The organism is Rickettsia endosymbiont of Oedothorax gibbosus, from assembly GCF_936269705.1.
Taxonomy (GTDB): Bacteria; Pseudomonadota; Alphaproteobacteria; order Rickettsiales; family Rickettsiaceae; genus Tisiphia.
Genome location: NZ_OW370493.1, coordinates 1,029,244 through 1,051,185, shown reverse-complemented (window position 1 = coordinate 1,051,185; position 21,942 = coordinate 1,029,244). Strand labels below are relative to the sequence as shown.

Below are 21,942 nucleotides of genomic sequence, written 5' to 3'. Positions count from 1 at the left end.
ACGTGTATTATAATTAAAATAAATTACTTAGCAAGAGGCTCGCATCATCATGGAAACTATTTTTGCTCAAAGCTCTAAACCAGGAAAAGCTGGTGTTGCAGTATTTCGTATTTCTGGTTCTAAAAGCTTGGTTGCATTAAAACACCTAATTAAAAATGATAATGCCACGTTTATTCCTAGAGTCATGTACTGTAAAAAACTTATCAACCCTAAGAATCAAGAATTAATTGATGAAGCAGTTGTAGCATACTTCCAAGCTCCAGCTAGCTTTACTGGAGAAGATGTAGTAGAAATATATACTCATGGCAGTATAGCAATTGCTGCCATGCTAACTGAAACATTGTTAACCATCGAAGGTTTAAGAATGGCAGAGCCTGGGGAATTTACCCGTAGGGCGTTTTTAAATGGTAAATTTGATTTAACTGCGGCAGAAGGTATTGCCGATTTAATTGAAGCTGAAACTGTTTGGCAACATAGGCAGGCGGTTAAGCAAGTTGGAGGAGAACTTGAAACACTTTATAATGGGTGGAGACAAACTTTACTGACTATTATTGGTTTACTAGAAGCTTATATTGATTTCCCCGATGAAGATATTCCGCAAGAAATATTAAATAGGGTTATGACTCTTAGTGGTGAACTTAAATATGCTATAATAAAACATCTTGACGATAATAGACGGGGGGAATTACTTCGAACAGGCATTAAATTAACCATTTTAGGAGCTCCTAATGTTGGTAAATCTAGCTTACTTAATTTTTTGATGCAAAGAGATGTTGCCATTGTTTCAAATATTGAGGGGACAACTCGTGACATAATTGAGGGACATCTAGATATTGGAGGATATCCAATTATATTACAAGATACAGCTGGCATAAGGGATAGTAATGATTTAATAGAATTAGAAGGCATCAAACGGGCAATTGAATCAGCAAGAATGGCTGATATCAAAATAGTTATGCTTGATGCGGTAAAATTAAGCAACTCACCCTCATTGGATAATTTAATTGATGACAATACAATAATATTGATTAATAAAATTGATCTGCTAGATGATAAGTGTCAAATAGATATATGTAACAATACATTAAAGAAAAATTATTTAAAGATTTCTATAAAAGATAACATTGGGATGGATAGTCTGTTAAAGGAAATTGAAAATATTGCTCATAATATAGCTGGTTTAACTGAAACCCCGCATATTACTAGACAACGTCAACGAGCATTTATAGAAAAAGCCTTGGAATATTTAAAAAAATTCAATAATGAGAATTTTAATGGTGAAAATGACTTAGTGTTAGCTACAGAAGATGTTAGAATGGCTATTAGAAGTTTGAGTAATGTTACTGGTAAGATTAGCGTTGAAGAAGTGTTAGGGGAAATATTTAGTAATTTTTGTATAGGTAAATAATCGATGATTCAAAAAAAACAACAAGAAATATTAGAGCTGATAGATAAATGGCAAAAATATCTGAAATTACAAAGAAACTGTTCGGAACATACGATAATTTCTTATAAAAATGATTTAGAAAATTTCCTAAATTTCCTAAATCATTATAACTCGGAAATCATAACCACTAATTCTCTAAGGCAAGTTGATATAAGGCTAGTACGGAGCTGGCTTTCTAAGAGGCAGCAAGATAATTACCTAGCAGCTTCTAATTCTAGAGGATTGTCGGCGATCAAGAATTTTTATAAATATCTAGAAAAGACCACTAATATTACTTGCCATGCCATTTTTTCCATCAAAAGTCCTAAGAAAGCTAAAATATTACCTAAATCTTTATCGCAGGATGACGCTCAATTATCTATTGAACATATTGATAATTTTACTGATTTAGAATGGGTAGAATGGAGAAATAAAGCCCTATTAGTGCTTATTTATGCTGCTGGGCTTAGAATATCTGAGGCATTATCGATAACTAAATCTCATCTACAAGACTTAGAGTTTATAAAAATAACAGGAAAGGGTAAAAAGGAGAGGATAATACCATGGACGCCAATAGCTAAAGATTTTATAGAACAATATTTAAATAAATTACCTTATAGTATCGGTGAAAAAGATCCGATATTTCTAGGTAAGTTGGGTAAAAAATTACAAGCTCCAGTGTTTAATCGTGAATTGATACGATTACGTCGCTTCTATGGTTTACCGGAGCATTTATCAGCTCATTCCTTTAGGCATAGTTTTGCAACACACTTACTTGAAAATGGAGCAGAATTAAGGTCTATTCAGGAATTACTTGGGCATAAAAGCTTATCAACTACCCAGCGTTATACTAAGGTTAGTCTAAAACATTTGGAGAATATTTATAATAATGCCCACCCAATATCAAAATCTGATAGCAAAATATTATAATCTTCTTGCCATAATTTTTAGTTATACGTTATATTATCCATACTTTTAATATTGAGAAACCTATATGTCTAGAATTACCTTACTGGAAGGATATAAGCCTTCTAACGATGAAGAATATATGAACCCTAAACAGTTAGAATATTTTAGACAAAAACTTCTTGAGTGGAAACGTTCTTTGTTGGAAGAATCGCGGGAGACCTTAAACCATCTCAAGGAAGAAAATTGGAATGAACCAGATTTTAATGATCGGGCATCAATTGAAACGGATACGGCACTAGAGTTACGAACAAGAGATAGGTATCGTAAGCTTATTGATAAAATAGAAGAGGCTTTGGTAAGGATAGAAAAAAATGAATATGGCTATTGCGAAGAAACTGGAGAACCAATTGGTTTAAAACGTTTAGAAGCAAGACCCGTTGCAACTTTGTGTATTGAATCGCAAGAGCGACATGAAAGCTATGAAAAGCAGCATATAGATTTATAGTGATAACTAACCTCCTCACTAATATATAGTCAATTAACCTAAATTAGTGCCGAATAAGCACCCATCGTGCTGTCATTGCGAGGAGGCGTAGCCGACGAAGCAATCCATTTGAATAGTTTTTTTGGATTGCTTTGTTACCACTAAAGTGGCTCCTCGCAATGACGCTGAGGCTAAATACTAATCGAATTTATAACGTTGCTAATTCAAGTTAATTCACTACACATCTGTTAATTTAGAGTAATGTTATTACCAACTTTAGAGAGGATTTGTTGGATAGTTAATGATAAGTCATAAAAATTTTTGATTAGATAATCAATCTTATTTATTTGATTATCTAATAGGTCAGCAGGCTGCTCTAATTCTAGAGGTACACTCTTGTTTGCCATATGGATCTTCAAATATTCAATATCCTGGCTTGTATAATATCGTCTATTACGTATCTTATGTATAGCTAGGTTTGGCAACATACGTTCTAGATATCTTAGCTGGTGAGAGTGAATATTTAGAAGTTTTGTTACTTCGCTAATGGAGTAATATTTTTTATCCTGCATTTTTATTAATTAATAATTTTAATTTTTTAGCAGGTATAAAACGTATTACTTGTTTTTCTGGAATTATCACCGCCTCTTTTGTATGAAAATTTATACCAGGTCTAGGTTTTTTTATGCTAGTACAAAAGCTGCCAAAACCTGCTAACGTCAATCTTTGCTTGCTTGCCATTTGTTGGATATTGCTAAATATTTGTTTGACTATTTCTTCGCATATAAGGTTTGATAGCCCCAATTTATCTTTTAACATACAAGCAATTTTTTCTTTAGTAATAGAAGTAGAATTAATTGATTTGGCTACACGCAAACGACTTGTTCCCAACACATCGTTATCAAAATTAACTGAATTATCCTTTGTATCCACTGTCGATATGACCTTTTTAGAGATTTATACTAAATTTTGCAAAATTGTTACTAATTCCCATTTTAACCTATAGTCAATTCAAGAAAATTGGGTAGCAGGAGTGACGAGGGACGACGCCACTATAGTCAATTCAGGAGAATTTGGGGCTAGGAGCGATGGAGCGACGCCTATAAGTAATAGGCGAGCGACGACGTCCCCAACTTCTCATCAATTGACTATAACACAATAGGTATAGATTTAGCAAAAAATATTTTTCATCTTCATGCAGTAGATAGAGCTATAAAATGTCAGAATCAGAGGTTAAATCCCCCGACAGTTCTAATGCACTATCTGTTGATGATTTATCTAAACTATCTTGACTAACTTTACACTTGTCAACTATTTTAAGAGCTTGATCTAAATACTCGGTATCATCTTTGCCAACATATATTGCATGCATTCCCTTGTTAGATGCTATCCATCCATTATTGGAATCATCGTCTATTAAAACAACATTTTGATTATCATCAACACCAAAAGAGCCCTTAGCTTTTTCTATATGGTTCTGTTTACCCATATGAGACATCCCCTCTCCAAGGGGATACGACACTACCAGAATTTTTTCAATTACCTCTTTTCCTAAGAGCTGCTCAAGAGCATATTTGATAGCATCAGGATATGAGCAAAAAGATACAATGGCTATATGACATTCTACTTTTAATGCTTCTTTCAATAATTTTACTAATTGATCCTTATTTTTCCAACCTTTTGTTTCATCTGCTAGGAATCGATCTACATGAGGTATAAAATCTGATGTTTTTCTTAATAGTTCTTTGTTTTGTTCATTTTCTGTTTCATTTGTTAAAAATTGCTTTAAATACTTCGCATTAGGTACAAAGGCATCACTAAGAAACCGCTCTAGAGAATGTTTTACCATTGTTCCATCAAAATCAACACAGAGTAATGTATTACCAGATTTAATTTTCGCCTCTAGTTTAGGTTTTTTTTCCAAAGGCTCATCTTCTTTTTTAACTTCTAGTTTGCTAAAATCCAAATGGAGGGATTTTGGTAATAATGATAATCTTTTTGACATCTGTTCTCTTATGTTTAGTTTATTATTTTTGCAATAGGTAGCTTATCGGGAAACCTAAAAGCTCGTAATCTAATAAACTAAAATTCCAAATTCTACAAGTACAAATTATTTAACTTAAAAGTGTTATAGTTGTTTCCGACAGCCTCCTAGCCCCAAATTCTCCGGAATTGACTATAATATAATAAAATTACTATATAAACACTATAAGAACTCTATTCCATTTTGATCCATTATACTATATAATCACCAATTAAAAAAATATATTAAAGGTTTTTGATGTCTGCTATTCGCAATATTGCTATTATCGCCCACGTTGATCATGGTAAAACCACTCTAGTTGATAATATGCTTAAGCAAAGTGGAACTTTCCGAGCAAATCAGGAAGTAGCAGAGCGTGCTATGGATTCAAATGACCTGGAACGTGAACGTGGTATAACCATTTTAGCTAAATGCACCTCCCTGATGTGGAAAGATATCCGTATCAATATAGTTGATACTCCTGGTCACGCTGATTTTGGTGGCGAGGTAGAACGCATTCTTACTATGGTAGATGGGGTTATACTACTAGTTGATTCTTCTGAAGGCACAATGCCTCAGACAAAATTTGTGTTGTCAAAAGCTCTGAAACTTGGTTTAAAACCAATTGTTGTTATCAATAAAATTGACCGTCCTGATAGAAGGGTAAGTGAAGTAGTCGACGAAGTATTTGAATTATTTCTGGCATTAGAGGCAAATAATGAACAATTAGATTTTCCTATTATCTATGCTTCAGGACGTAGTGGTTGGGCATCGCGTCACTTAGACGATGAGCAAAAAGACCTTGCTCCGCTTTTTGATTTGATAGTATCTCATGTGCCTACTCCTATCGCTGATAGCGAAGCTCCTTTTTCTATGCTTGTTACCACTAGAGAATATAACCCATATTTTGGTCGCGTGCTTACTGGTCGTATCCATAGTGGGACAATTAAGACCAACCAAAATGTTAAAGCCCTAAATCGTGATAATATGACAACTGAAAATGCCCGAATAAGCAAAATACTATCATTCCGAGGATTGGAACGGGTAGCTATCGATGTGGCATATGCTGGAGATATTATTGCTATTGCTGGAATTCAGGACGCTACTGTAGCTGATACGATATGTGCTCCTGAGGTAATGGTAGCACTGCCATCCTTACCTATAGACCCACCAACATTATCTATGACCTTTGGAGTAAATGACTCTCCTCTTGCTGGACGAGAAGGTTCAAAACTTACCGCTAGAGTTTTAGGCGATAGATTAATGCGAGAGATCGAAAGTAACGTAGCAATACAGGTGAGCCAAACTGAAGAAAAAGATGCTTTTCAAGTCGCAGGTCGTGGTGAGCTACAATTAGGAATATTAATCGAGACTATGAGACGCGAAGGTTTTGAGCTATCAATCAGCAGACCACGCGTATTATTCAAAGAAGACGAACAGGGGAAGAGATTAGAACCAATTGAAGAAATCCAAGTTGATGTTGATGATGACTTTGTTGGGGTTGTGGTTAAGTCACTTGCCATACGTAAAGCAGAAATGACTGATATGCGTCCATCTGGCGGCGGTAAAACTAGAGTAACATTTTTAGGGCCATCACGTGGTCTTATTGGCTATCACGGTCAATTCTTAACTGAAACCCGAGGTACCGGTGTTATGAACCGTGTTTTCCATAGCTACGCTCCCTATAAAGGAGCTATTGAAGGAAGGCGTAATGGAGTGTTAATTTCTAATGGAGATGGTGAAGCTGTTGCCTATGCTCTATGGAATCTTGAAGATCGTGGAAAAATGTTTATAAACCCTAATGAACTAGTATATCAGGGAATGATTATAGGAGAACATAATCGGGATAATGATCTAGAGGTCAACCCTCTAAAAGCCAAGCAATTGTCAAATGTCAGGGCTTCTGGTAAGGATGAAGCTATGCGGCTCATCCCACCAATCCTTATGACATTAGAGCAATCTATCAGCTATATCGAAAGTGATGAAAGGGTAGAAGTTACTCCTAAATCAATTAGACTTCGTAAGGCAATATTAAGTCCTAATGATCGAAAAAAATCAGGCCGACGCAACGAGGAATAGGAATCTGCCTGCAATAACTAATTTACTGAGTCTGTCCTATAGTTTGTGTAAGTTGCAAAGAAAGCAGTAAGAGATTACTGTAAAAAAAGTAACTTAAGCAAGCAAGGAGGAATTATGGCTAAAAAATTAGATACAGATAAAGATACATTAAACATCAGTAATCAGCTAGTAGAAGAATTATTATCAAAAGCAGATCCATCGGAGTTATTTGGTCGAGATGGTTTATTTCAACAGCTAAAGAAGCAAATAGTTGAGAAAATATTAGCAAGTGAGTTGGATCATGAATTAGGATATTCAAAACATAGCAAGATGCCAAAAGTAGATAATAATCGTCGTAATGGTAGCTATGAGAAGACAGTAATTGATGGGGATGGTCGTAAGCTGACAGTAGAAGTACCAAGAGATCGGGAAGGAGAGTATAATCCTCAATTAATACCAAAAGGGCTGAGGAGATTTAATGGATTTGATGAGAAAGTGATATCCCTTTATGGTCGCGGTATGACAGTCAGCGAGATCTATAATGGTCCCAATATTTTGGACAGAAAAATAAGAAAAATGAGATAGAATTCTTTAGCAAACAAGGAGAGCTAGAGATGAAAAAACAAGTAAGGCAATATAGTGCTGAGGAGAAAGCCAAAATTGTCATAGAAGCAATTAAGGGAGAGCTAACAATAGCCCAGATAACCAGTAAGTATGGTGTTCATGCAACACAGATTAAGGTGGTCCCCTTTGTCTGAGTCAATCATTTAATTTGTGTAAGTTCATTTTTTATTTTCCAATAAATCATATTTAAAATCTCCACAAAGTATTTCAAATTGATTTAAAGCTAAAGACCAATCTTTAATAGGCATGGTCCATTTTTTGGCTGCATTTTGTAGGGATAAAAATATTATTTTTTGAATTGACTTATCATCTGGAAACACCCCCTTATTTTTGATAATTTTTCTAATTTGACGATTTACAGATTCTATAGTGTTAGTAGTATAAATTACCTTTCTGTTCTCTTCAGGAAAGGCAAAAAACGGTATTATCCCAGACCAATTACGTTGCCAAATATCAGAAATTACCGGATATTTTTTATCCCATTTTACACCAAATTGCTGAAGTTTTAAACGTGCCATTTCGTCATTATTAGCTGTATAAATTTGTTTTAGATCTGATGTGACCTCTTTTAAATCTTTATATGACACATACTTTACTGAATTGCGAACCATATGTACAATACATAATTGTACTATAGTACTCGGGAATACACTGCTTATAGCTTCTGGAAAGCCCTTTAAACCCCACACAAGCAACATAAATTTGTTCAATTCCTCGATTCTTTAACTCAGTAACTACTTGCATCCAAAATTTAGCACCTTCATTTTTGCCTATCCAAATGCCAAGTAACTCCTTTTTCCCTTCTATATTTACAGCAAGTGCTAAATATACTGCTTTATTTATTACTATGTGATTGTCTCTAGATTTTACATAGATACAGTCCAAGTATAATATTGGATACACCCTATCTAAACAACGATTTTGCCACCTAGTTACTTCTTCTATTACCCCATCTGTTATGGTGGATATCAAGTCACCAGATACATCAGTTTGATATATTTCTTCTAAATGCCCTCGGATCTCGCTGACTGTCATACCGCGACCATAAAGGGATATCACTTTCTCATCAAATCCATTAAATCTCCTCAGCCCTTTTGGTATTAATTGAGGATTATACTCTCCTTCCCGATCTCTTGGTACTTCTACTGTCAGCTTACGACCATCCCCATCAATTACTGTCTTCTCATAGCTACCATTACGACGATTATTATCTACTTTTGCCATCTTGCTATGTTTTGAATATCCTAATTCATGATCCAACTCACTTGCTAATATTTTCTCAACTATTTGCTTCTTTAGCTGTTGAAATAAACCATCTCGACCAAATAACTCCGATGGATCTGCTTTTGATAATAATTCTTCTACTAGCTGATTACTGATGTTTAATGTATCTTTATCTGTATCTAATTTTTTAGCCATAATTCCTCCTTGCTTGCTTAAGTTACTTTTTTTACAGTAATCTCTTACTGCTTTCTTTGCAACTTACACAAACTATAGGACAGACTCTAACTATTCCATTATATCTCCCTGATTTGTTTAAATATTAACTTTTTTTCTCTAAATATGTTTATTTTATGAAGAAAATTAGCTAGAGATCGCGGCTTTGACATATCACGTTTGTAGCTTTGTTTAGTCATTGATACATAATTAGAAATTAAAGAGGGTATAACTTCATAGTAATATACTTTATATAATCCTTTCATTGTTTCCATAGTTGTTAAATATCCCCATTTCATAACCTGTTGAGGTACTCTGGCTAGAGCTTCGACACATGCAATTGTTTCTTCGACTTCAGAGTCGCTACTCTTATAAACATCTGCGACTGGTGCCAAATTAAACTTCATATCTTCGATCATAGCTCTAATCATCAGCCCCATATATTGTTCTTTTGCGAATCTATTAATAAAGAGTAGTTTTCTTCTATTAACGGAAAATAAAAATTTCTGTCTATAGATCAATGCAAGTAATCTTGCCCAATAAACCCTTATGCCATGAACCTTGTTCTTATTATAAAATTCTACCTTCTCTTCATAATTAATCATTTGCCTCATCCCCATCGAGAGAAGATTAGCTAATAATTTATTACAATTAGTAATATCATCCTTCCTCGCCTGTTTTACATGAGGCGTTGCTTTTGTTCCAGAGAAATTTGCTGAATGACGACTTATTTGACGACCACTCTCATCTCTTTTAATATCGGCAAAATGCCCAAGCTCTTGTCCAGCTATAATTTGTAATCTAGCAACCGCTGCCCATCCATCACCATAAGTTGGATGATTTTTATCATTTTCAGCAAATGGATTACCACCACAGGACACAAAGATTGCAACATTCTTACCGTCAGTACTTTGCATACCACTATTGGAGCCAGAACGTTGCCAATCAACTATATCCATCATATCGCCAATATTATGGGAGTAAGTAATAAATACTTGAACCTGATCATGCAGTAACCACCTAATAACTATAGGATGGGCTGACTGAACAAAAATCCTTGTTAATCTTTCAGTAACTAATGGGTTAACTGGCTGTAATTTTTGAATTTGTTTTTTCAAATCTGTATAAATCGATGCCAATTTTTTATCGGATATAGAAGATTTATATAAAGACCTAAATAACTGATTAGTTTGTTCAATTAAATTTGGTTCTGTTATTTCCTCTTTACTTACCATCAAACTAATATTGAATTTTGGATCAGAGAACCTTGCAAAATTGCAGCTATTATCTGTATCTATTCTAAGTTTACCCGATTTGATTAATTGCTGAGCTAATTGTTCATATTCTATCTGCATATCTTCAGGATAGATAGTAGGAATCTTATCGAGTATATGATAAATTGAACTCATAATAGTACACTTAATATTTTCATTTTCTATCTAGAATCTCAAAAAATTTATCCTTAATAACTTCATCAAATTGCTCTAACGTTATATCAACACCAAGTTTCTTTAACGAGGTTACCGGCACATCCCTTAACCCACAAGCAATAATTCCGGAGAACATATCAAGATTTGTTGAAATATTTACAGCAATACCATGATATGCAATCCATTTTCTAACCCTAACGCCTATTGAGGCAATCTTTGCCGGTACACCGTTTTCTTTTACCCATATTCCTACCATACCATTAATAGTAAAAGCTTTGATCCCAAAATATAACAGGCTATTTATAATCCATTCCTCCAATAATTTAATATATAGCTTTAAATCTTTTTGTCCCCATTCTGATGCTAAATCAACAATAGGATATATAACTCTTTGTCCGCTACCATGGTAGGTAAATTTTCCTCCCCTATTAGTATAAATTACTGGTATATCTCCAGGATATAGCAATTCATTTGCCTTAAAACTAGTACCTGCAGTATAGACATCCTTATACTCAACTAAATAAACAACCTCTTTCGAGGATTTATTGATTAAACTGGCAACCTTATCTTCCATTAATTTTACCGTATCTTCATATTCTGAAAGACCTGATAAGGTAACAAATTGCACCATAATTAGTAAGATATTTTATATTTAAGGAATATTATAATACACAAATAGGCTACCACTAAGAAGTAAAATAGAAAAAAATGAAAATTTTTAAAAAATATTTTGTATTGAAAGATTTTGGCGGGAGCAAGTATAGTCAATTCAGGAGAATTTGGGGCTAGGAGCGATGCCTATAAGTAATAGGCGAGCGATGAGTGACAACGTCCCCAACTTCTCATCAATTGACTATATACTCGATAATCAAGTTTTTTTGCAGATTTGAATAAAATATAGGATCATGGTTGTCATCCCTGCTTCAGTGCGGGATCTAAAAATACCCTGAGGTATTATAGATTCCGCACCGAAGCGGGAATGATGGTATGGACGAGTGAAGCGAAATATGCTTTACTGGTACGGAGTCAGCTGAAAAATAGTTTTCAGCTGCTCCAAATTAAATAATAATTTAATTAATAGGTCCATACCATGATAAATAATAGCATAAAAAATACTATAATAGGAATAGATTTAGCAAAAAATAGTATGCACTTGGTGCAAGTCGATCAAAATGGCAAAAAAATAGGTTATCAAAAAGTTACAAGAGATGAGTTAATAGCCTATTTAAGCAATCTCGATAAAAGTTCATTGGTAGCTATGGAAGCATGTGGAGGAGCTAATTATTGGTCACAGGAAATTGCTAAGCTTGGTTTGCAAGTCAAACTAATGAAAACAAAAGATGTAAAAGTTTATGCGACATCGAAACAGAAAAATGATTATAACGATGCGTTAGCAATATGCAAAGCGGCTCGTGATCCAGAATTAAAAACTGTGCTGCCAAAAAGTAAAGAGGAACAAGATATAAAATTTTTGCATAAAATTAGAAGTAATACGATCAGAGATCGTGTGCAAAAAACTAATTCTACAATATCAAGTTTATGTGAATATGGCTATAATACAAAATTAAGTAAAACTCAATAACTAACCAGCTGAAGCTGGTAGGTTGAAGTTGCGACTAGAAGTCACGGATTTACTCTAAAGAGATATTCATTACATTATTAGGCTGATGTGCATCTGAATGATTGTTAATGTAGTTATTGATTATATCATCAGTGACATTACCACTGGTTGAGCTAAAGAAGCCCCTAGCCCAAAAGTGGCGTCCCCAGTAAGTTTTTCTAATTTCAGGAAATTCTTGCTGAATTTTATATGATGAACGTCCTTTAGCTGCTTTAACAAACTGACTAATGGATATATGAGGTGGAATTTCAGCCATAATATGGACATGATCGGCAGATAATATTCCATTGATGATTTTGATACCAAGATATTCTGCTACCTGAGCAATAATTTCTCTAATTCTAATCCTGAGGTTACCTGTGAGTACTTTGTATCGATACTTAGTAATCCAAACGATATGGAAGCGGTGGTAAAATACGGTGTGGCTAGACTTACTATAATCAGTCATATATATTATTCTCTATTCAGAGAATAATATATATGATAACATTAGTAAATTGAAATATTTTAGAACAAGGACTGAAGTCTTTTCCGGCTGAAGCCGGAGGTTTTAACCAAATTTTGGGACAATAAATTTTGCAAATCATGTAGGCTGGAGGTAGAGTTAGCGTATAGTAAAGGTTATATAAATTCTGGGATACGGTCAATTTTACTTTTAGAATGTAAAGAAATTGAGGATTTATGTGACAAAGAGAAAACTTTAGAAAAGCTGATTATCAGCAATAATAAGCAAAGTGAGAAAGCTACTAGGTTGCAGACAATTTTTGGCATTGGAGCAATCAATGCTAGTTGTTTGAGTGTAGCCCCAATGGAAAGTTATCCAACCCCGAGGGATTTTGCTGCTTCGCTTGGTTTGGTACCAAAGCAACATAGCTCAGGAGGTAAGATAGTTTTAGGAGGGATTACCAAACAGGGAGATAGATATGCCAGAACTATGTTGATTCAAGCCGCAAGGACAATAGCAATAAGAGCAAAAAGTGGTAAGGAATCGAAAGATAAACTAGTGCGTGCAGTGGGCAGTGAAGAAATTTGCTGAAAATAAATCATATAATATTATATGTGTTGGTTTAGCAAATAAGTTAGCAAGGATTGCTTATGCAGTAGTCACCAATGGTAGCGAATATGTTGCAAATTAGTTTAGTTGAGAAAAAAGAAGAAACTATGTCAACTAAATAAAAATTGGTAATTGATAAATATTGCGAGTAAAGAATAGTAACAATAAAGAGAACGAAAGTCAGAACGCCCTCGCAAAGCGAGGGGCTTGACGGTTATGAGCAGCCCAAAGGGCTGCCATTGTTAATTAAAATTCTCCTGATTCGTCAGAGCCTAAACTATCAAGTTGCTCTTGATTCTTAATGTAGTGTTTGATCTGATTCTCTTCAAATCCTACAGTTGAGACCGCATAACCTCTAGCCCACAACTTTTCTCCATTAAAATTACGTTTTCGTCCACCAAACTGCCTAGCAACGGCTATAGCACTTTTCCCCTTGATATAGCCTATTACTTCAGCTACAGAATATTTAGGAGGAATCTTGATGAGCATATGCACATGATCTTGTACCATATGCCCCTCTATGATCTTGCTCCCACGTTGAAAAGCTAACTCATGGAATACGTTCCCAAGATATTTTCTAACCTTCCCGTACAATTCTTTTTTACGACACTTTGGAATAAACACAATATGATATTTGCAATCCCATTTAGAATGATTTAAACTTTCGTATGTTGTCATATATTTTCTCCTTTGACCGTCAAGCCAAAGAAGTTATATATGATAACTTTTTATTTTATACTAAATCTAAAGGCCAAGCCTTGATGGTCTCACTAGTCAAACTAGTGGCTTACCTATCATTGAGTTAAAGAGTTAATGAATAAGTATTCTGAATAAAATCCGTAATTATGTCGAGGCTCTAGAAGCCGTGGGAATGAGAGGTCACTCAAGGATATTTATAAGAATGCAGAAACCATTATGGCACTCGATGCCGAATATATGACCGCTTCCTTTGTGGCTCTATTTTTTTTATTTTCTTTGTTGGCAAATTCACTCGTCCATATATGACAAATTTTACGTTTAAAGATAGATTTTTTATTAAGACTATTATAATAAACACTAGGAGGCTGCCTGCGATAACTATTTAATTATATAGTAACATAATTGTTACTATATAATTAATTTTTATCTAATAATTAGCAACTTATTGCATCTATTGCTTGATCTTTTTTTGTAAAATCATTACTATAAATTAAGCGAAATGTAGTAATCTATGTAAATATGGAGTTATTTTATGGTTAAAAAAAGTTTTATAACCAAAGAGGCAGAGAATCATTTGCCTTCCTTTACGAATTCTGTAGGCACGATGCTTGCTCTCTCAGGTGGTGGGGTCAAGGGAATTATGCAGTTGGAGATGCTTGCAGAAATGGAAAGCCAAATGGGTATACCTGTATCTAAAATGTTTCAAACTTCTACTGGTACTAGTGTTGGTGGATTAATTGCAGTCTTATTAGCAATCCCTAAAGAACCTGGATCAACAGAACCGCGTTTTTCAGCGGCAGAAGCTTTAGAACTATTTGAAAATACTACCACTGATATTTTCCCTCAACACTGGTATCATGTAGGAAAAATGGGGCAAATATTTAGTCATAAATATAGCCAAAAACCTCTTAAGGCACTATTGGACAAATATTTAGGTGATATGAAGCTTGAGGATCTTCTAGGTCGTGTTCTTATAACGACTTTTGACTTAAATGCAAAAGAATCTATTAAGATTTTTGATAGTCATAATGCTCCTGGTGTTAAAGCAAAAGATGTAATCCTCGCTACTACAGCAGCTCCTAGCTATTTTAAAAGTGTGAAGCTTGACGATGAGAACGGTGTAAGTCGTGTTCTTGTTGATGGGGGGGTAGGTTATAATCGTCCAGCGGCAGAAGCTATAAAATATCTTAAAAGTGGGTTAAATCGTGATCAACAAAGAGAACTGTTAGATGATATGACGCTTGTTGCCCTTAACTTTAAATCACCCAATGAAAAAAAAGATCCTCTACCACCTCACCTTGATGGTCTATTACCTCAGATGGTTAATGGGCTAGTGGGTGACATAATGAAAGCTGCTCAAGACGCTGCTACAGCAGAAGTTAAACGAGACTTAGCAGAAGATGGGCAATTTACAGAATTTTTACTTCCTGTACCAAAAGGGTCTACGAAATTAGATAATTCTAAACCAGCAAATATGGCTAAATTAAAAAAGGCTGCTGAGAAATATGTAGAAGATAATAAAGAATTGATCGAAAAACTATGCACAACATTGGTTAAGAATGTTCAAGCTAGAGAGGAAAGCTTAAAACTTCATGATGCACAAAGTGTTGAGGAGTCTAGTGTTCTTAGCGAGGATAAAAAGAGCGATAATATTGACAAAAAAGGACAAGATAAGGATACTGTTAATACTCACGTAATATCAGAAGAATTTGAAGCAAAATTAGCGATAAACTTAACTGAGAAGCAAGCTGAGTCTTTAAAAGAAGGCTTGATGAAATTATCACCCAAAGAATATGATGTTCTGCAAGTATTCTTAAAAGGATTAAATGACACACAGCTTGAAGCTTTGTCTGCTCACCTGCCTTTAATTGCTGATGGCAATTTTAAAAATATCAATATATCTGAACTTAGTCATTTTCAGAATAAATTTCTTAAATTTTTTAGTTCAATGTTTGAACATGAAGATAATATTATTAATGAAGCTATTAGCTGTGTTCAAGAATACCATAATGAAGAAATAGCTTGTGATGGAAGAGGATCAGAGGTGGCACATTATGTTGATATGGTGTATTAATTGGGGTTGTCTATAACTCGATAATCAAGTTTTTTGCAGAGCTTATAAATAGTAGGTTGTTTGAAGGAAATTTGAATATATCCGAGTCACGACATCTATCTTTAAACACGACATCTATCTTTAAACGCAAAATCTGTCATATATGGACGAGTGAATTTGTCAACAAAGAAAATAAAAAAATAGAGCCACAAAGGAAGCAGTCATATATTCGGCATCGAGTGCCATAATGGTTTCTGCATTCTTATAAATATCCTTGAGTAACCTCTCATTCCCACGGCTTCTAGAGCCTCGACATACTTACGGATTTTGTTCAGAATACTTATTCATTAACTCTTTAACTTTCGTTCTCTTTATTGTTACTATTCTTTACTCGCAATATTTATCAATTACCAATTTTTATTTAGTTGACATAGTTTCTTCTTTTTTCTCAACTAAACTAATTTGCAACATATTCGCTACCATTGGTGACTACTGCATAAGCAATCCTTGCTAACTTATTTGCTAAACCAACACATATAATATTATATGATTTATTTTCAGCAAATTTCTTCACTGCCCACTGCACTAGTTTATCTTTCGATTCCTTACCACTTTTTGCTCTTATTGCTATTGTCCTTGCGGCTTGAATCAACATAGTTCTGGCATATCTATCTCCCTGTTTGGTAATCCCTCCTAAAACTATCTTATCTCCTGAGCTATGTTGCTTTGGTACCAAACCAAGCGAAGCAGCAAAATCCCTCGGGGTTGGATAACTTTCCATTGGGGCTACACTCAAACAACTAGCATTGATTGCTCCAATGCCAAAAATTGTCTGCAACCTAGTAGCTTTCTCACTTTGCTTATTATTGCTGATAATCAGCTTTTCTAAAGTTTTCTCTTTGTTATACCAATTGCAATAATTAACGCAGTGGTGTAAAATGGGTTTTTAACTGATAAAGGTACTCAAATGGCTAGGTTAATATTACCACAAGGTTTTCATGGTCATGATTTTATAAAAATGATGAAACATGAGCCGCATGGTCGAAATCGTATACGTTTATTGGCGATGTATCACCTTCAATTAGGCAAATCTTTAAAAGCCATATCTGAAATAGTGAAGTCACACTGGAAAACTGTGCAATCATGGCTCAGAAGATTTAGGAATCATGGTTTTGAAGGATTATTTGAATCACAAAGAAGCGGCGCCCCTAGGAAGATTAACACTATACAAGAGTCTGCTCTTTTTGATAAAATCAATACGCTCAGTGAAAGTAAAACTGGTGGGTATATAACTGGAAAGGAGCTACATATCATGTTACTTGAGGAATATGGTGCTAAATGCGCTTTAAAAACAGTCTACAATACTATGCACCGCCTTGGTTTTAGCTGGATTACTTCTCGTTCAATGCATCCAAAGTCAAATCAAGAGACTCAAAATACATATAAAAAAACTTCCCAGACATGTTAACAAAATTATTACCAAAAAATATCGATAGATGTAAAGTTGATATATGGTCTCAGGATGAAACTCGAGTTGGGCAACAAGGTAGCTTAACTCGTATATGGGCTAAGCGTGGCACTAGACCCCGTAAAGTTCGGCAACAGCAATTCATTTCAACATATATTTATGGAGCTGCTTGCCATGATACAGGAGAAGCTTTTGCATTAATTTTACCATATGCAAACACACAGGCAATGAATAAATTCTTAGAAGAGCTTTCTCGCAGTATTCAAGGCAACCGACATATAGCTTTACTAACGGATAATGCAGGTTGGCACACAGCCAAAAAACTAACTGTGCCAAGCAATATCACTTTGATACCGCTTCCGCCCTATGCACCGGAACTTAATGCAATGGAACAAGTTTGGGAATGGATCAAAAATCATTTCTTGTCTAACCAATGTTATGGTGTATATGAAGATATCGTCACTATGGCTTGTTACGCTTGGAATCAATTTGCTCATAATGTAGATTTAGTAAAATCAATTATGTATAGAGACTGGATAAACACACCGTGTTAATTATTGCAATTGGTATTACACAAATCCTCAATTTCTTCACATTCTAAAAGTAAAATTGCTTGTATCCCAGAATTTATATAACCTTTACTATACGCTAACTCTACCTCCAACCTACATGATTTGCAAAATTTATTTTTACCTAATTTTGTATTATAGCCATATTCACATAAACTTGATATTACAGAATTAGTTTTTTGCACACGGTCTCTGATCGTATTACTTCTAGTTTTATGCAAAAATTTTATATCTTGTTCCTCTTTGCTTTTTGGCAGCACAGTTTTTAATTCTGGATCACGAGCCGCTTTGCATATTGCTAACGCATCGTTATAATCATTTTTCTGTTTCGATGTAGCATAAACTTTTACATCTTTTGTTTTCATTAGTTTGACTTGCAAACCAAGCTTAGCAATTTCCTGTGACCAATAATTAGCTCCTCCACATGCTTCCATAGCTACCAATGAACTTTTATCGAGATTGCAAATAGGCTATCAACTCATCTCTTGTAACTTTTTGATAACCGATTTTTTTGCCATTTTGATCAACTTGCACCAAGTGCATACTATTTTTTGCTAAATCTATTCCTATTATAGTATTTTTTATGCTATTATTTATCATGGTATGGACCTATTAATTAAATTATTATTTAATTTGGAGCAGCTGAAAACTATTTTTCAGCTGACTCCGTACAAGTAAAGCATATTTCGCTTCACTCGTCCATACCATCATTCCCGCTTCGGTGCGGAATCTATAATACCTCAGGGCATTTTTAGATCCCGCGCTGAAGCAGGGATGACAACCATTGTCCTATATTTTATTCAAATCTGCAAAAAAACTTGATTATCGAGTTATAGGCGTCGCTCCATCGCTCCTAGCCCCAAATTCCCCTGAATTGAATATAATCGGATTTATAACGTTGCTAATTCAAGTTAATTCACTATAGAATCGCTAAGCACCAGAAGACTATTCTTGATATTTATAGAAGATAGCATAGAATATACCAAGCAATAAATTGTTTATGAGTCTTTATTTATGTTACATGGGTCTATTAAAAATAATAGTTTTGTTTCTTTACCAGGAAAACAGCATCCATTCCATCTTGTCGATCCCAGCCCTTGGCCAATTCTGACGGCATTTGCCTTATTGCTTTTAGCTAGTGGTAGCATAATGTTTATGCATCAATATCGATTTGGAACATATGTTTTTGGGGTCGGTATTCTTTCGGTGATTTTTTGTTTATCTTCCTGGTGGAGGGATGTAATTAAAGAGGGATTAATTGGAAAACATCATACTGAGCCAGTAAGGATTGGCTTAAGGATAGGTATGGCATTATTTATCTTGTCAGAGATAATGTTTTTTGTGGCATTTTTTGGATCCTTTTTTAACGCAAGTCTTTTTCCTGTAGGATTGCTAGATGGTGTATGGGTAGTAAAGCCTGGTATATGGCCTCCTGCATCTATTCAAACATTTGATCCTTTTGACATTCCTTTTATTAATACATTGATTCTTTTATTATCTGGTACAACAGTAACATGGGCACATTATGCTGTTGAGGAAAATAATCAGAAAGATTGTCTGACTGCTCTTGGTTTGACCATAATATTGGGGGTATTTTTTAGTTTAATGCAAGCTTACGAATATCATCATGCAACTTTTAAATTTAAAGACGGTATCTATTCTTCTAATTTTTATTTAGCAACCGGTTTTCATGGTGTTCATGTAATAATTGGCACTATATTCTTAACTGTTTGTTATTATAGAGCACGAAGAGGTGATTTTGTTAAAGGCAATGGTCATTTAGGTTTTGAATTTGCCGCTTGGTACTGGCATTTTGTCGATGTAGTATGGTTATTTTTATTCACTTTTATATATGTTCTTGGAAAATGAATTTTTAAATTAACTAATTTGTAAAAATTGCGACTAAAACAACACGCAAGGCTTTATTTCTCAGCCATTCTTTACCTAGATTAGCCCTATCCGTATATTAATCCTTGAATTGTAAAAAGCTAGCATATAGAATCAACGACATGTCTAATAATTCGTTAATGAGGTAAAATATGAATGTTTATAGACCATATTTGGAACAATTTGATAGTAACTTTGTCTGGCGTTTGCTGTTTGTTCTTTGCAGCGTTGCTCTAATTATTGCAGTATCAGATGCTTTTGCTAATACTGTTACTACTACTGCTCCTAATGGTGGTACTCCTTCTGATCCTGTAGGTGCTGCGTTGTGCAAGATGATTAAAATATTTCGTGGAAATACGGCTCGTGGTATAGCAGTTATTGCTATAGTTGTACTAGGAATTCAAACTCTTAGAGGACAATTAAAATGGGAAGTTGCATTGGTTATTGTGACTGGGGTTATAATATTGTTTAAAGCTCCTGAAATTATAAATATGGTAGCTGGTACAGCCGCTAATGCGGACAAATGTGTATAATGGTAGCAAGTGGTACAGCATAAAAGCGTCATTGCGAGCTGATGTATCCCCACGAAATTGTTGCAAAATAGCAAGAATTGATAGTATAATGGTTCCAATATTTTGGACAGAAAAATAAGAAAAATGAGATAGAATTCTTTAGCAAACAAGGAGAGCTAGAGATGAAAAAACAAGTAAGGCAATGTAGTGCTGAGGAGAAAGCCAAAATTGTCATAGAAGCAATTAAGGGAGAGCTAACAATAGCCCAGATAACCAGTAAGTATGGTGTTCATGCAACACAGATCAGTAACTGGAAAAAACAAGGTCTTGAGTTGTTAGTACAAGGTTTTAAGAATAAAACACAGAGTGCTGATCCAAATCAGCAGGGGTTAATCAAGAATCTATATGAGCAAATTGGTCAGTTAAGCGTTGAGTGTGACTGGCTCAAAAAAAAATCTGCATTGTTTGGAATTAAAGGTTAGGTGTAATATGATAGAGCCTAATCATAATAAGTTAACAATTGTACAACAGTGTAAGTTATTGGATATTAGCAGGTCAACCTATTACTATCAACCTACTGGTATTATACCAATTGCAATAATTAACACGGTGTGTTTATCCAGTCTCTATACATAATTGATTTTACTAAATCTACATTATGAGCAAATTGATTCCAAGCGTAACAAGCCATAGTGACGATATCTTCATATACACCATAACATTGGTTAGACAAGAAATGATTTTTGATCCATTCCCAAACTTGTTCCATTGCATTAAGTTCCGGTGCATAGGGCGGAAGCGGTATCAAAGTGATATTGCTTGGCACAGTTAGTTTTTTGGCTGTGTGCCAACCTGCATTATCCGTTAGTAAAGCTATATGTCGGTTGCCTTGAATACTGCGAGAAAGCTCTTCTAAGAATTTATTCATTGCCTGTGTGTTTGCATATGGTAAAATTAATGCAAAAGCTTCTCCTGTATCATGGCAAGCAGCTCCATAAATATATGTTGAAATGAATTGCTGTTGCCGAACTTTACGGGGTCTAGTGCCACGCTTAGCCCATATACGAGTTAAGCTACCTTGTTGCCCAACTCGAGTTTCATCCTGAGACCATATATCAACTTTACATCTATCGATATTTTTTGGTAATAATTTTGTTAACATGTCTGGGAAGTTTTTTTATATGTATTTTGAGTCTCTTGATTTGACTTTGGATGCATTGAACGAGAAGTAATCCAGCTAAAACCAAGGCGGTGCATAGTATTGTAGACTGTTTTTAAAGCGCATTTAGCACCATATTTCTCAAGTAACATGATATGTAGCTCCTTTCCAGTTATATACCCACCAGTTTTACTTTCACTGAGCGTATTGATTTTATCAAAAAGAGCAGACTCTTGTATAGTGTTAATCTTCCTAGGGGCACCGCTTCTTTGTGATTCAAATAATCCTTCAAAACCATGATTCCTAAATCTTCTGAGCCATGATTGCACAGTTTTCCAGTGTGACTTCACTATTTCAGATATGGCTTTTAAAGATTTGCCTAATTGAAGGTGATACATCGCCAATAAACGTATACGATTTCGACCATGCGGCTCATGTTTCATCATTTTTATAAAATCATGACCATGAAAACCTTGTGGTAATATTAACCTAGCCATTTGAGTACCTTTATCAGTTAAAAACCCATTTT

29 protein-coding genes and 1 pseudogene are annotated in these 21,942 nt (G+C 34.7%); 17 read left to right on the top strand and 13 right to left on the bottom strand.

What is annotated here, in order from left to right; all coding sequences use genetic code 11:
* Positions 1-49 precede the first annotated feature (49 nt).
* The 3 genes from mnmE (at position 50) to dksA (ending at position 2,840) form a co-directional block, all read left to right on the top strand.
* Positions 50-1,408, top strand: a complete 1,359-nt coding sequence (gene mnmE / locus NBW66_RS05810) for a tRNA uridine-5-carboxymethylaminomethyl(34) synthesis GTPase MnmE (RefSeq protein ID WP_250311998.1) — start codon at positions 50-52, stop codon at positions 1,406-1,408.
* Between the two features lie 3 nt (positions 1,409-1,411).
* Positions 1,412-2,356, top strand: coding sequence for a tyrosine recombinase XerC (locus NBW66_RS05805; RefSeq protein WP_250311997.1), 945 nt, complete (start codon positions 1,412-1,414; stop codon positions 2,354-2,356).
* A gap of 64 nt (positions 2,357-2,420) precedes the next feature.
* Entirely contained in the window at positions 2,421-2,840 is a 420-nt protein-coding gene (gene dksA, locus NBW66_RS05800; RefSeq protein WP_094649386.1) for an RNA polymerase-binding protein DksA, read from the top strand.
* A 227-nt stretch (positions 2,841-3,067) separates the two neighbouring features.
* Here the strand turns inward: dksA and NBW66_RS05795 are convergent, their stop codons facing one another.
* Positions 3,068-3,391: a MerR family transcriptional regulator gene (locus NBW66_RS05795; RefSeq protein WP_250311996.1), complete on the bottom strand. Its 324-nt coding sequence runs from the start codon at positions 3,389-3,391 to the stop codon at positions 3,068-3,070.
* Entirely contained in the window at positions 3,381-3,677 is a 297-nt protein-coding gene (locus NBW66_RS05790) for an HU family DNA-binding protein (RefSeq protein ID WP_284346821.1), read from the bottom strand. Before NBW66_RS05790 ends, NBW66_RS05795 begins: the two co-directional genes overlap by 11 nt.
* Positions 3,678-3,852: 175 nt before the next feature.
* Between NBW66_RS05790 and NBW66_RS14485 the strand changes: the two genes are divergently transcribed.
* Entirely contained in the window at positions 3,853-3,981 is a 129-nt protein-coding gene (locus NBW66_RS14485; protein ID WP_284346731.1) for a hypothetical protein, read from the top strand.
* 48 nt (positions 3,982-4,029) lie between these two features.
* On the opposite strand, the gene NBW66_RS05785 is transcribed toward NBW66_RS14485, so the two are convergent.
* On the bottom strand, positions 4,030-4,824 hold the full coding sequence (locus tag NBW66_RS05785; protein ID WP_250311995.1) for a hypothetical protein: 795 nt from the start codon (positions 4,822-4,824) through the stop codon (positions 4,030-4,032).
* A 276-nt stretch (positions 4,825-5,100) separates the two neighbouring features.
* Between NBW66_RS05785 and typA the strand changes: the two genes are divergently transcribed.
* The 3 genes from typA (at position 5,101) to NBW66_RS05770 (ending at position 7,658) form a co-directional block, all read left to right on the top strand.
* Positions 5,101-6,921 (top strand): translational GTPase TypA, encoded by a 1,821-nt coding sequence (gene typA, locus NBW66_RS05780; RefSeq protein ID WP_250311994.1) that lies wholly within the window; start codon positions 5,101-5,103, stop codon positions 6,919-6,921.
* A gap of 114 nt (positions 6,922-7,035) precedes the next feature.
* Positions 7,036-7,485, top strand: coding sequence for a transposase (locus NBW66_RS05775; protein WP_250311993.1), 450 nt, complete (start codon positions 7,036-7,038; stop codon positions 7,483-7,485).
* A gap of 29 nt (positions 7,486-7,514) precedes the next feature.
* Complete coding sequence (locus NBW66_RS05770) at positions 7,515-7,658, top strand: hypothetical protein (protein ID WP_250311992.1); 144 nt, start codon at positions 7,515-7,517, stop codon at positions 7,656-7,658.
* A 24-nt stretch (positions 7,659-7,682) separates the two neighbouring features.
* Here NBW66_RS05770 and NBW66_RS05765 read toward each other — a convergent pair.
* The 3 genes and pseudogenes from NBW66_RS05765 to lipB all read right to left on the bottom strand — a co-directional run bounded on the left by NBW66_RS05765 (position 7,683) and on the right by lipB (position 11,022).
* Positions 7,683-8,943: pseudogene (locus NBW66_RS05765) on the bottom strand (IS256 family transposase).
* A gap of 98 nt (positions 8,944-9,041) precedes the next feature.
* On the bottom strand, positions 9,042-10,370 hold the full coding sequence (locus tag NBW66_RS05760) for a DUF2748 family protein (RefSeq protein WP_250311991.1): 1,329 nt from the start codon (positions 10,368-10,370) through the stop codon (positions 9,042-9,044).
* A 19-nt stretch (positions 10,371-10,389) separates the two neighbouring features.
* Positions 10,390-11,022: a lipoyl(octanoyl) transferase LipB gene (lipB, locus tag NBW66_RS05755; protein ID WP_250311990.1), complete on the bottom strand. Its 633-nt coding sequence runs from the start codon at positions 11,020-11,022 to the stop codon at positions 10,390-10,392.
* Positions 11,023-11,481: 459 nt separating this feature from the next.
* Between lipB and NBW66_RS05750 the strand changes: the two genes are divergently transcribed.
* On the top strand, positions 11,482-11,973 hold the full coding sequence (locus NBW66_RS05750) for an IS110 family transposase (RefSeq protein ID WP_250311989.1): 492 nt from the start codon (positions 11,482-11,484) through the stop codon (positions 11,971-11,973).
* Between the two features lie 49 nt (positions 11,974-12,022).
* Here the strand turns inward: NBW66_RS05750 and tnpA (NBW66_RS05745) are convergent, their stop codons facing one another.
* On the bottom strand, positions 12,023-12,460 hold the full coding sequence (gene tnpA / locus NBW66_RS05745; protein ID WP_250310592.1) for an IS200/IS605 family transposase: 438 nt from the start codon (positions 12,458-12,460) through the stop codon (positions 12,023-12,025).
* A 303-nt stretch (positions 12,461-12,763) separates the two neighbouring features.
* Here tnpA (NBW66_RS05745) and NBW66_RS05740 point away from each other — a divergent pair, with 303 nt between their 5' ends.
* Both NBW66_RS05740 and NBW66_RS14480 read left to right on the top strand, forming a co-directional pair.
* A complete protein-coding gene (locus NBW66_RS05740; protein WP_410525821.1) occupies positions 12,764-13,048 on the top strand; it encodes a transposase in 285 nt (94 codons plus the stop codon).
* On the top strand, positions 13,020-13,148 hold the full coding sequence (locus NBW66_RS14480) for a hypothetical protein (protein WP_284346674.1): 129 nt from the start codon (positions 13,020-13,022) through the stop codon (positions 13,146-13,148). The genes NBW66_RS05740 and NBW66_RS14480 overlap by 29 nt, the downstream gene beginning before the upstream one ends.
* Before the next feature lie 164 nt (positions 13,149-13,312).
* On the opposite strand, the gene tnpA (NBW66_RS05735) is transcribed toward NBW66_RS14480, so the two are convergent.
* On the bottom strand, positions 13,313-13,744 hold the full coding sequence (tnpA, locus tag NBW66_RS05735; protein WP_250310729.1) for an IS200/IS605 family transposase: 432 nt from the start codon (positions 13,742-13,744) through the stop codon (positions 13,313-13,315).
* A 553-nt stretch (positions 13,745-14,297) separates the two neighbouring features.
* Here tnpA (NBW66_RS05735) and NBW66_RS05730 point away from each other — a divergent pair.
* On the top strand, positions 14,298-15,839 hold the full coding sequence (locus NBW66_RS05730; protein ID WP_250311988.1) for a patatin-like phospholipase family protein: 1,542 nt from the start codon (positions 14,298-14,300) through the stop codon (positions 15,837-15,839).
* A 436-nt stretch (positions 15,840-16,275) separates the two neighbouring features.
* On the opposite strand, the gene NBW66_RS05725 is transcribed toward NBW66_RS05730, so the two are convergent.
* On the bottom strand, positions 16,276-16,656 hold the full coding sequence (locus NBW66_RS05725; RefSeq protein WP_250311987.1) for a transposase: 381 nt from the start codon (positions 16,654-16,656) through the stop codon (positions 16,276-16,278).
* A gap of 129 nt (positions 16,657-16,785) precedes the next feature.
* On the opposite strand from NBW66_RS05725, the gene NBW66_RS05720 reads away from it, so the two are divergent.
* Both NBW66_RS05720 and NBW66_RS05715 read left to right on the top strand, forming a co-directional pair.
* Positions 16,786-17,286, top strand: a complete 501-nt coding sequence (locus NBW66_RS05720) for a helix-turn-helix domain-containing protein (RefSeq protein WP_250310542.1) — start codon at positions 16,786-16,788, stop codon at positions 17,284-17,286.
* Positions 17,280-17,840, top strand: a complete 561-nt coding sequence (locus tag NBW66_RS05715) for an IS630 family transposase (RefSeq protein ID WP_250310543.1) — start codon at positions 17,280-17,282, stop codon at positions 17,838-17,840. The genes NBW66_RS05720 and NBW66_RS05715 overlap by 7 nt, the downstream gene beginning before the upstream one ends.
* Here the strand turns inward: NBW66_RS05715 and NBW66_RS05710 are convergent.
* Positions 17,837-18,289, bottom strand: a complete 453-nt coding sequence (locus NBW66_RS05710) for an IS110 family transposase (RefSeq protein WP_250312271.1) — start codon at positions 18,287-18,289, stop codon at positions 17,837-17,839. The two genes, NBW66_RS05715 and NBW66_RS05710, sit on opposite strands and share 4 nt — an antisense overlap.
* 16 nt (positions 18,290-18,305) lie before the next feature.
* Entirely contained in the window at positions 18,306-18,455 is a 150-nt protein-coding gene (locus tag NBW66_RS05705) for a hypothetical protein (protein WP_250311986.1), read from the bottom strand.
* 414 nt (positions 18,456-18,869) lie between these two features.
* On the opposite strand from NBW66_RS05705, the gene NBW66_RS05700 reads away from it, so the two are divergent.
* From NBW66_RS05700 to NBW66_RS05685, 4 genes are all read left to right on the top strand, one after another.
* A complete protein-coding gene (locus NBW66_RS05700; protein WP_250311985.1) occupies positions 18,870-19,724 on the top strand; it encodes a cytochrome c oxidase subunit 3 in 855 nt (284 codons plus the stop codon).
* A 170-nt stretch (positions 19,725-19,894) separates the two neighbouring features.
* Positions 19,895-20,275, top strand: a complete 381-nt coding sequence (locus NBW66_RS05695) for a TrbC/VirB2 family type IV secretion system protein (RefSeq protein ID WP_250311984.1) — start codon at positions 19,895-19,897, stop codon at positions 20,273-20,275.
* A gap of 161 nt (positions 20,276-20,436) precedes the next feature.
* Complete coding sequence (locus tag NBW66_RS05690) at positions 20,437-20,736, top strand: helix-turn-helix domain-containing protein (RefSeq protein ID WP_250310689.1); 300 nt, start codon at positions 20,437-20,439, stop codon at positions 20,734-20,736.
* A 7-nt stretch (positions 20,737-20,743) separates the two neighbouring features.
* Entirely contained in the window at positions 20,744-20,890 is a 147-nt protein-coding gene (locus NBW66_RS05685; RefSeq protein WP_250310688.1) for a hypothetical protein, read from the top strand.
* On the opposite strand, the gene NBW66_RS05680 is transcribed toward NBW66_RS05685, so the two are convergent.
* Both NBW66_RS05680 and NBW66_RS05675 read right to left on the bottom strand, forming a co-directional pair.
* Complete coding sequence (locus tag NBW66_RS05680; RefSeq protein ID WP_250310543.1) at positions 20,856-21,416, bottom strand: IS630 family transposase; 561 nt, start codon at positions 21,414-21,416, stop codon at positions 20,856-20,858. The two genes, NBW66_RS05685 and NBW66_RS05680, sit on opposite strands and share 35 nt — an antisense overlap.
* Positions 21,410-21,910, bottom strand: coding sequence for a helix-turn-helix domain-containing protein (locus NBW66_RS05675; protein WP_250310651.1), 501 nt, complete (start codon positions 21,908-21,910; stop codon positions 21,410-21,412). Before NBW66_RS05675 ends, NBW66_RS05680 begins: the two co-directional genes overlap by 7 nt.
* Positions 21,911-21,942: the final 32 nt, after the last annotated feature.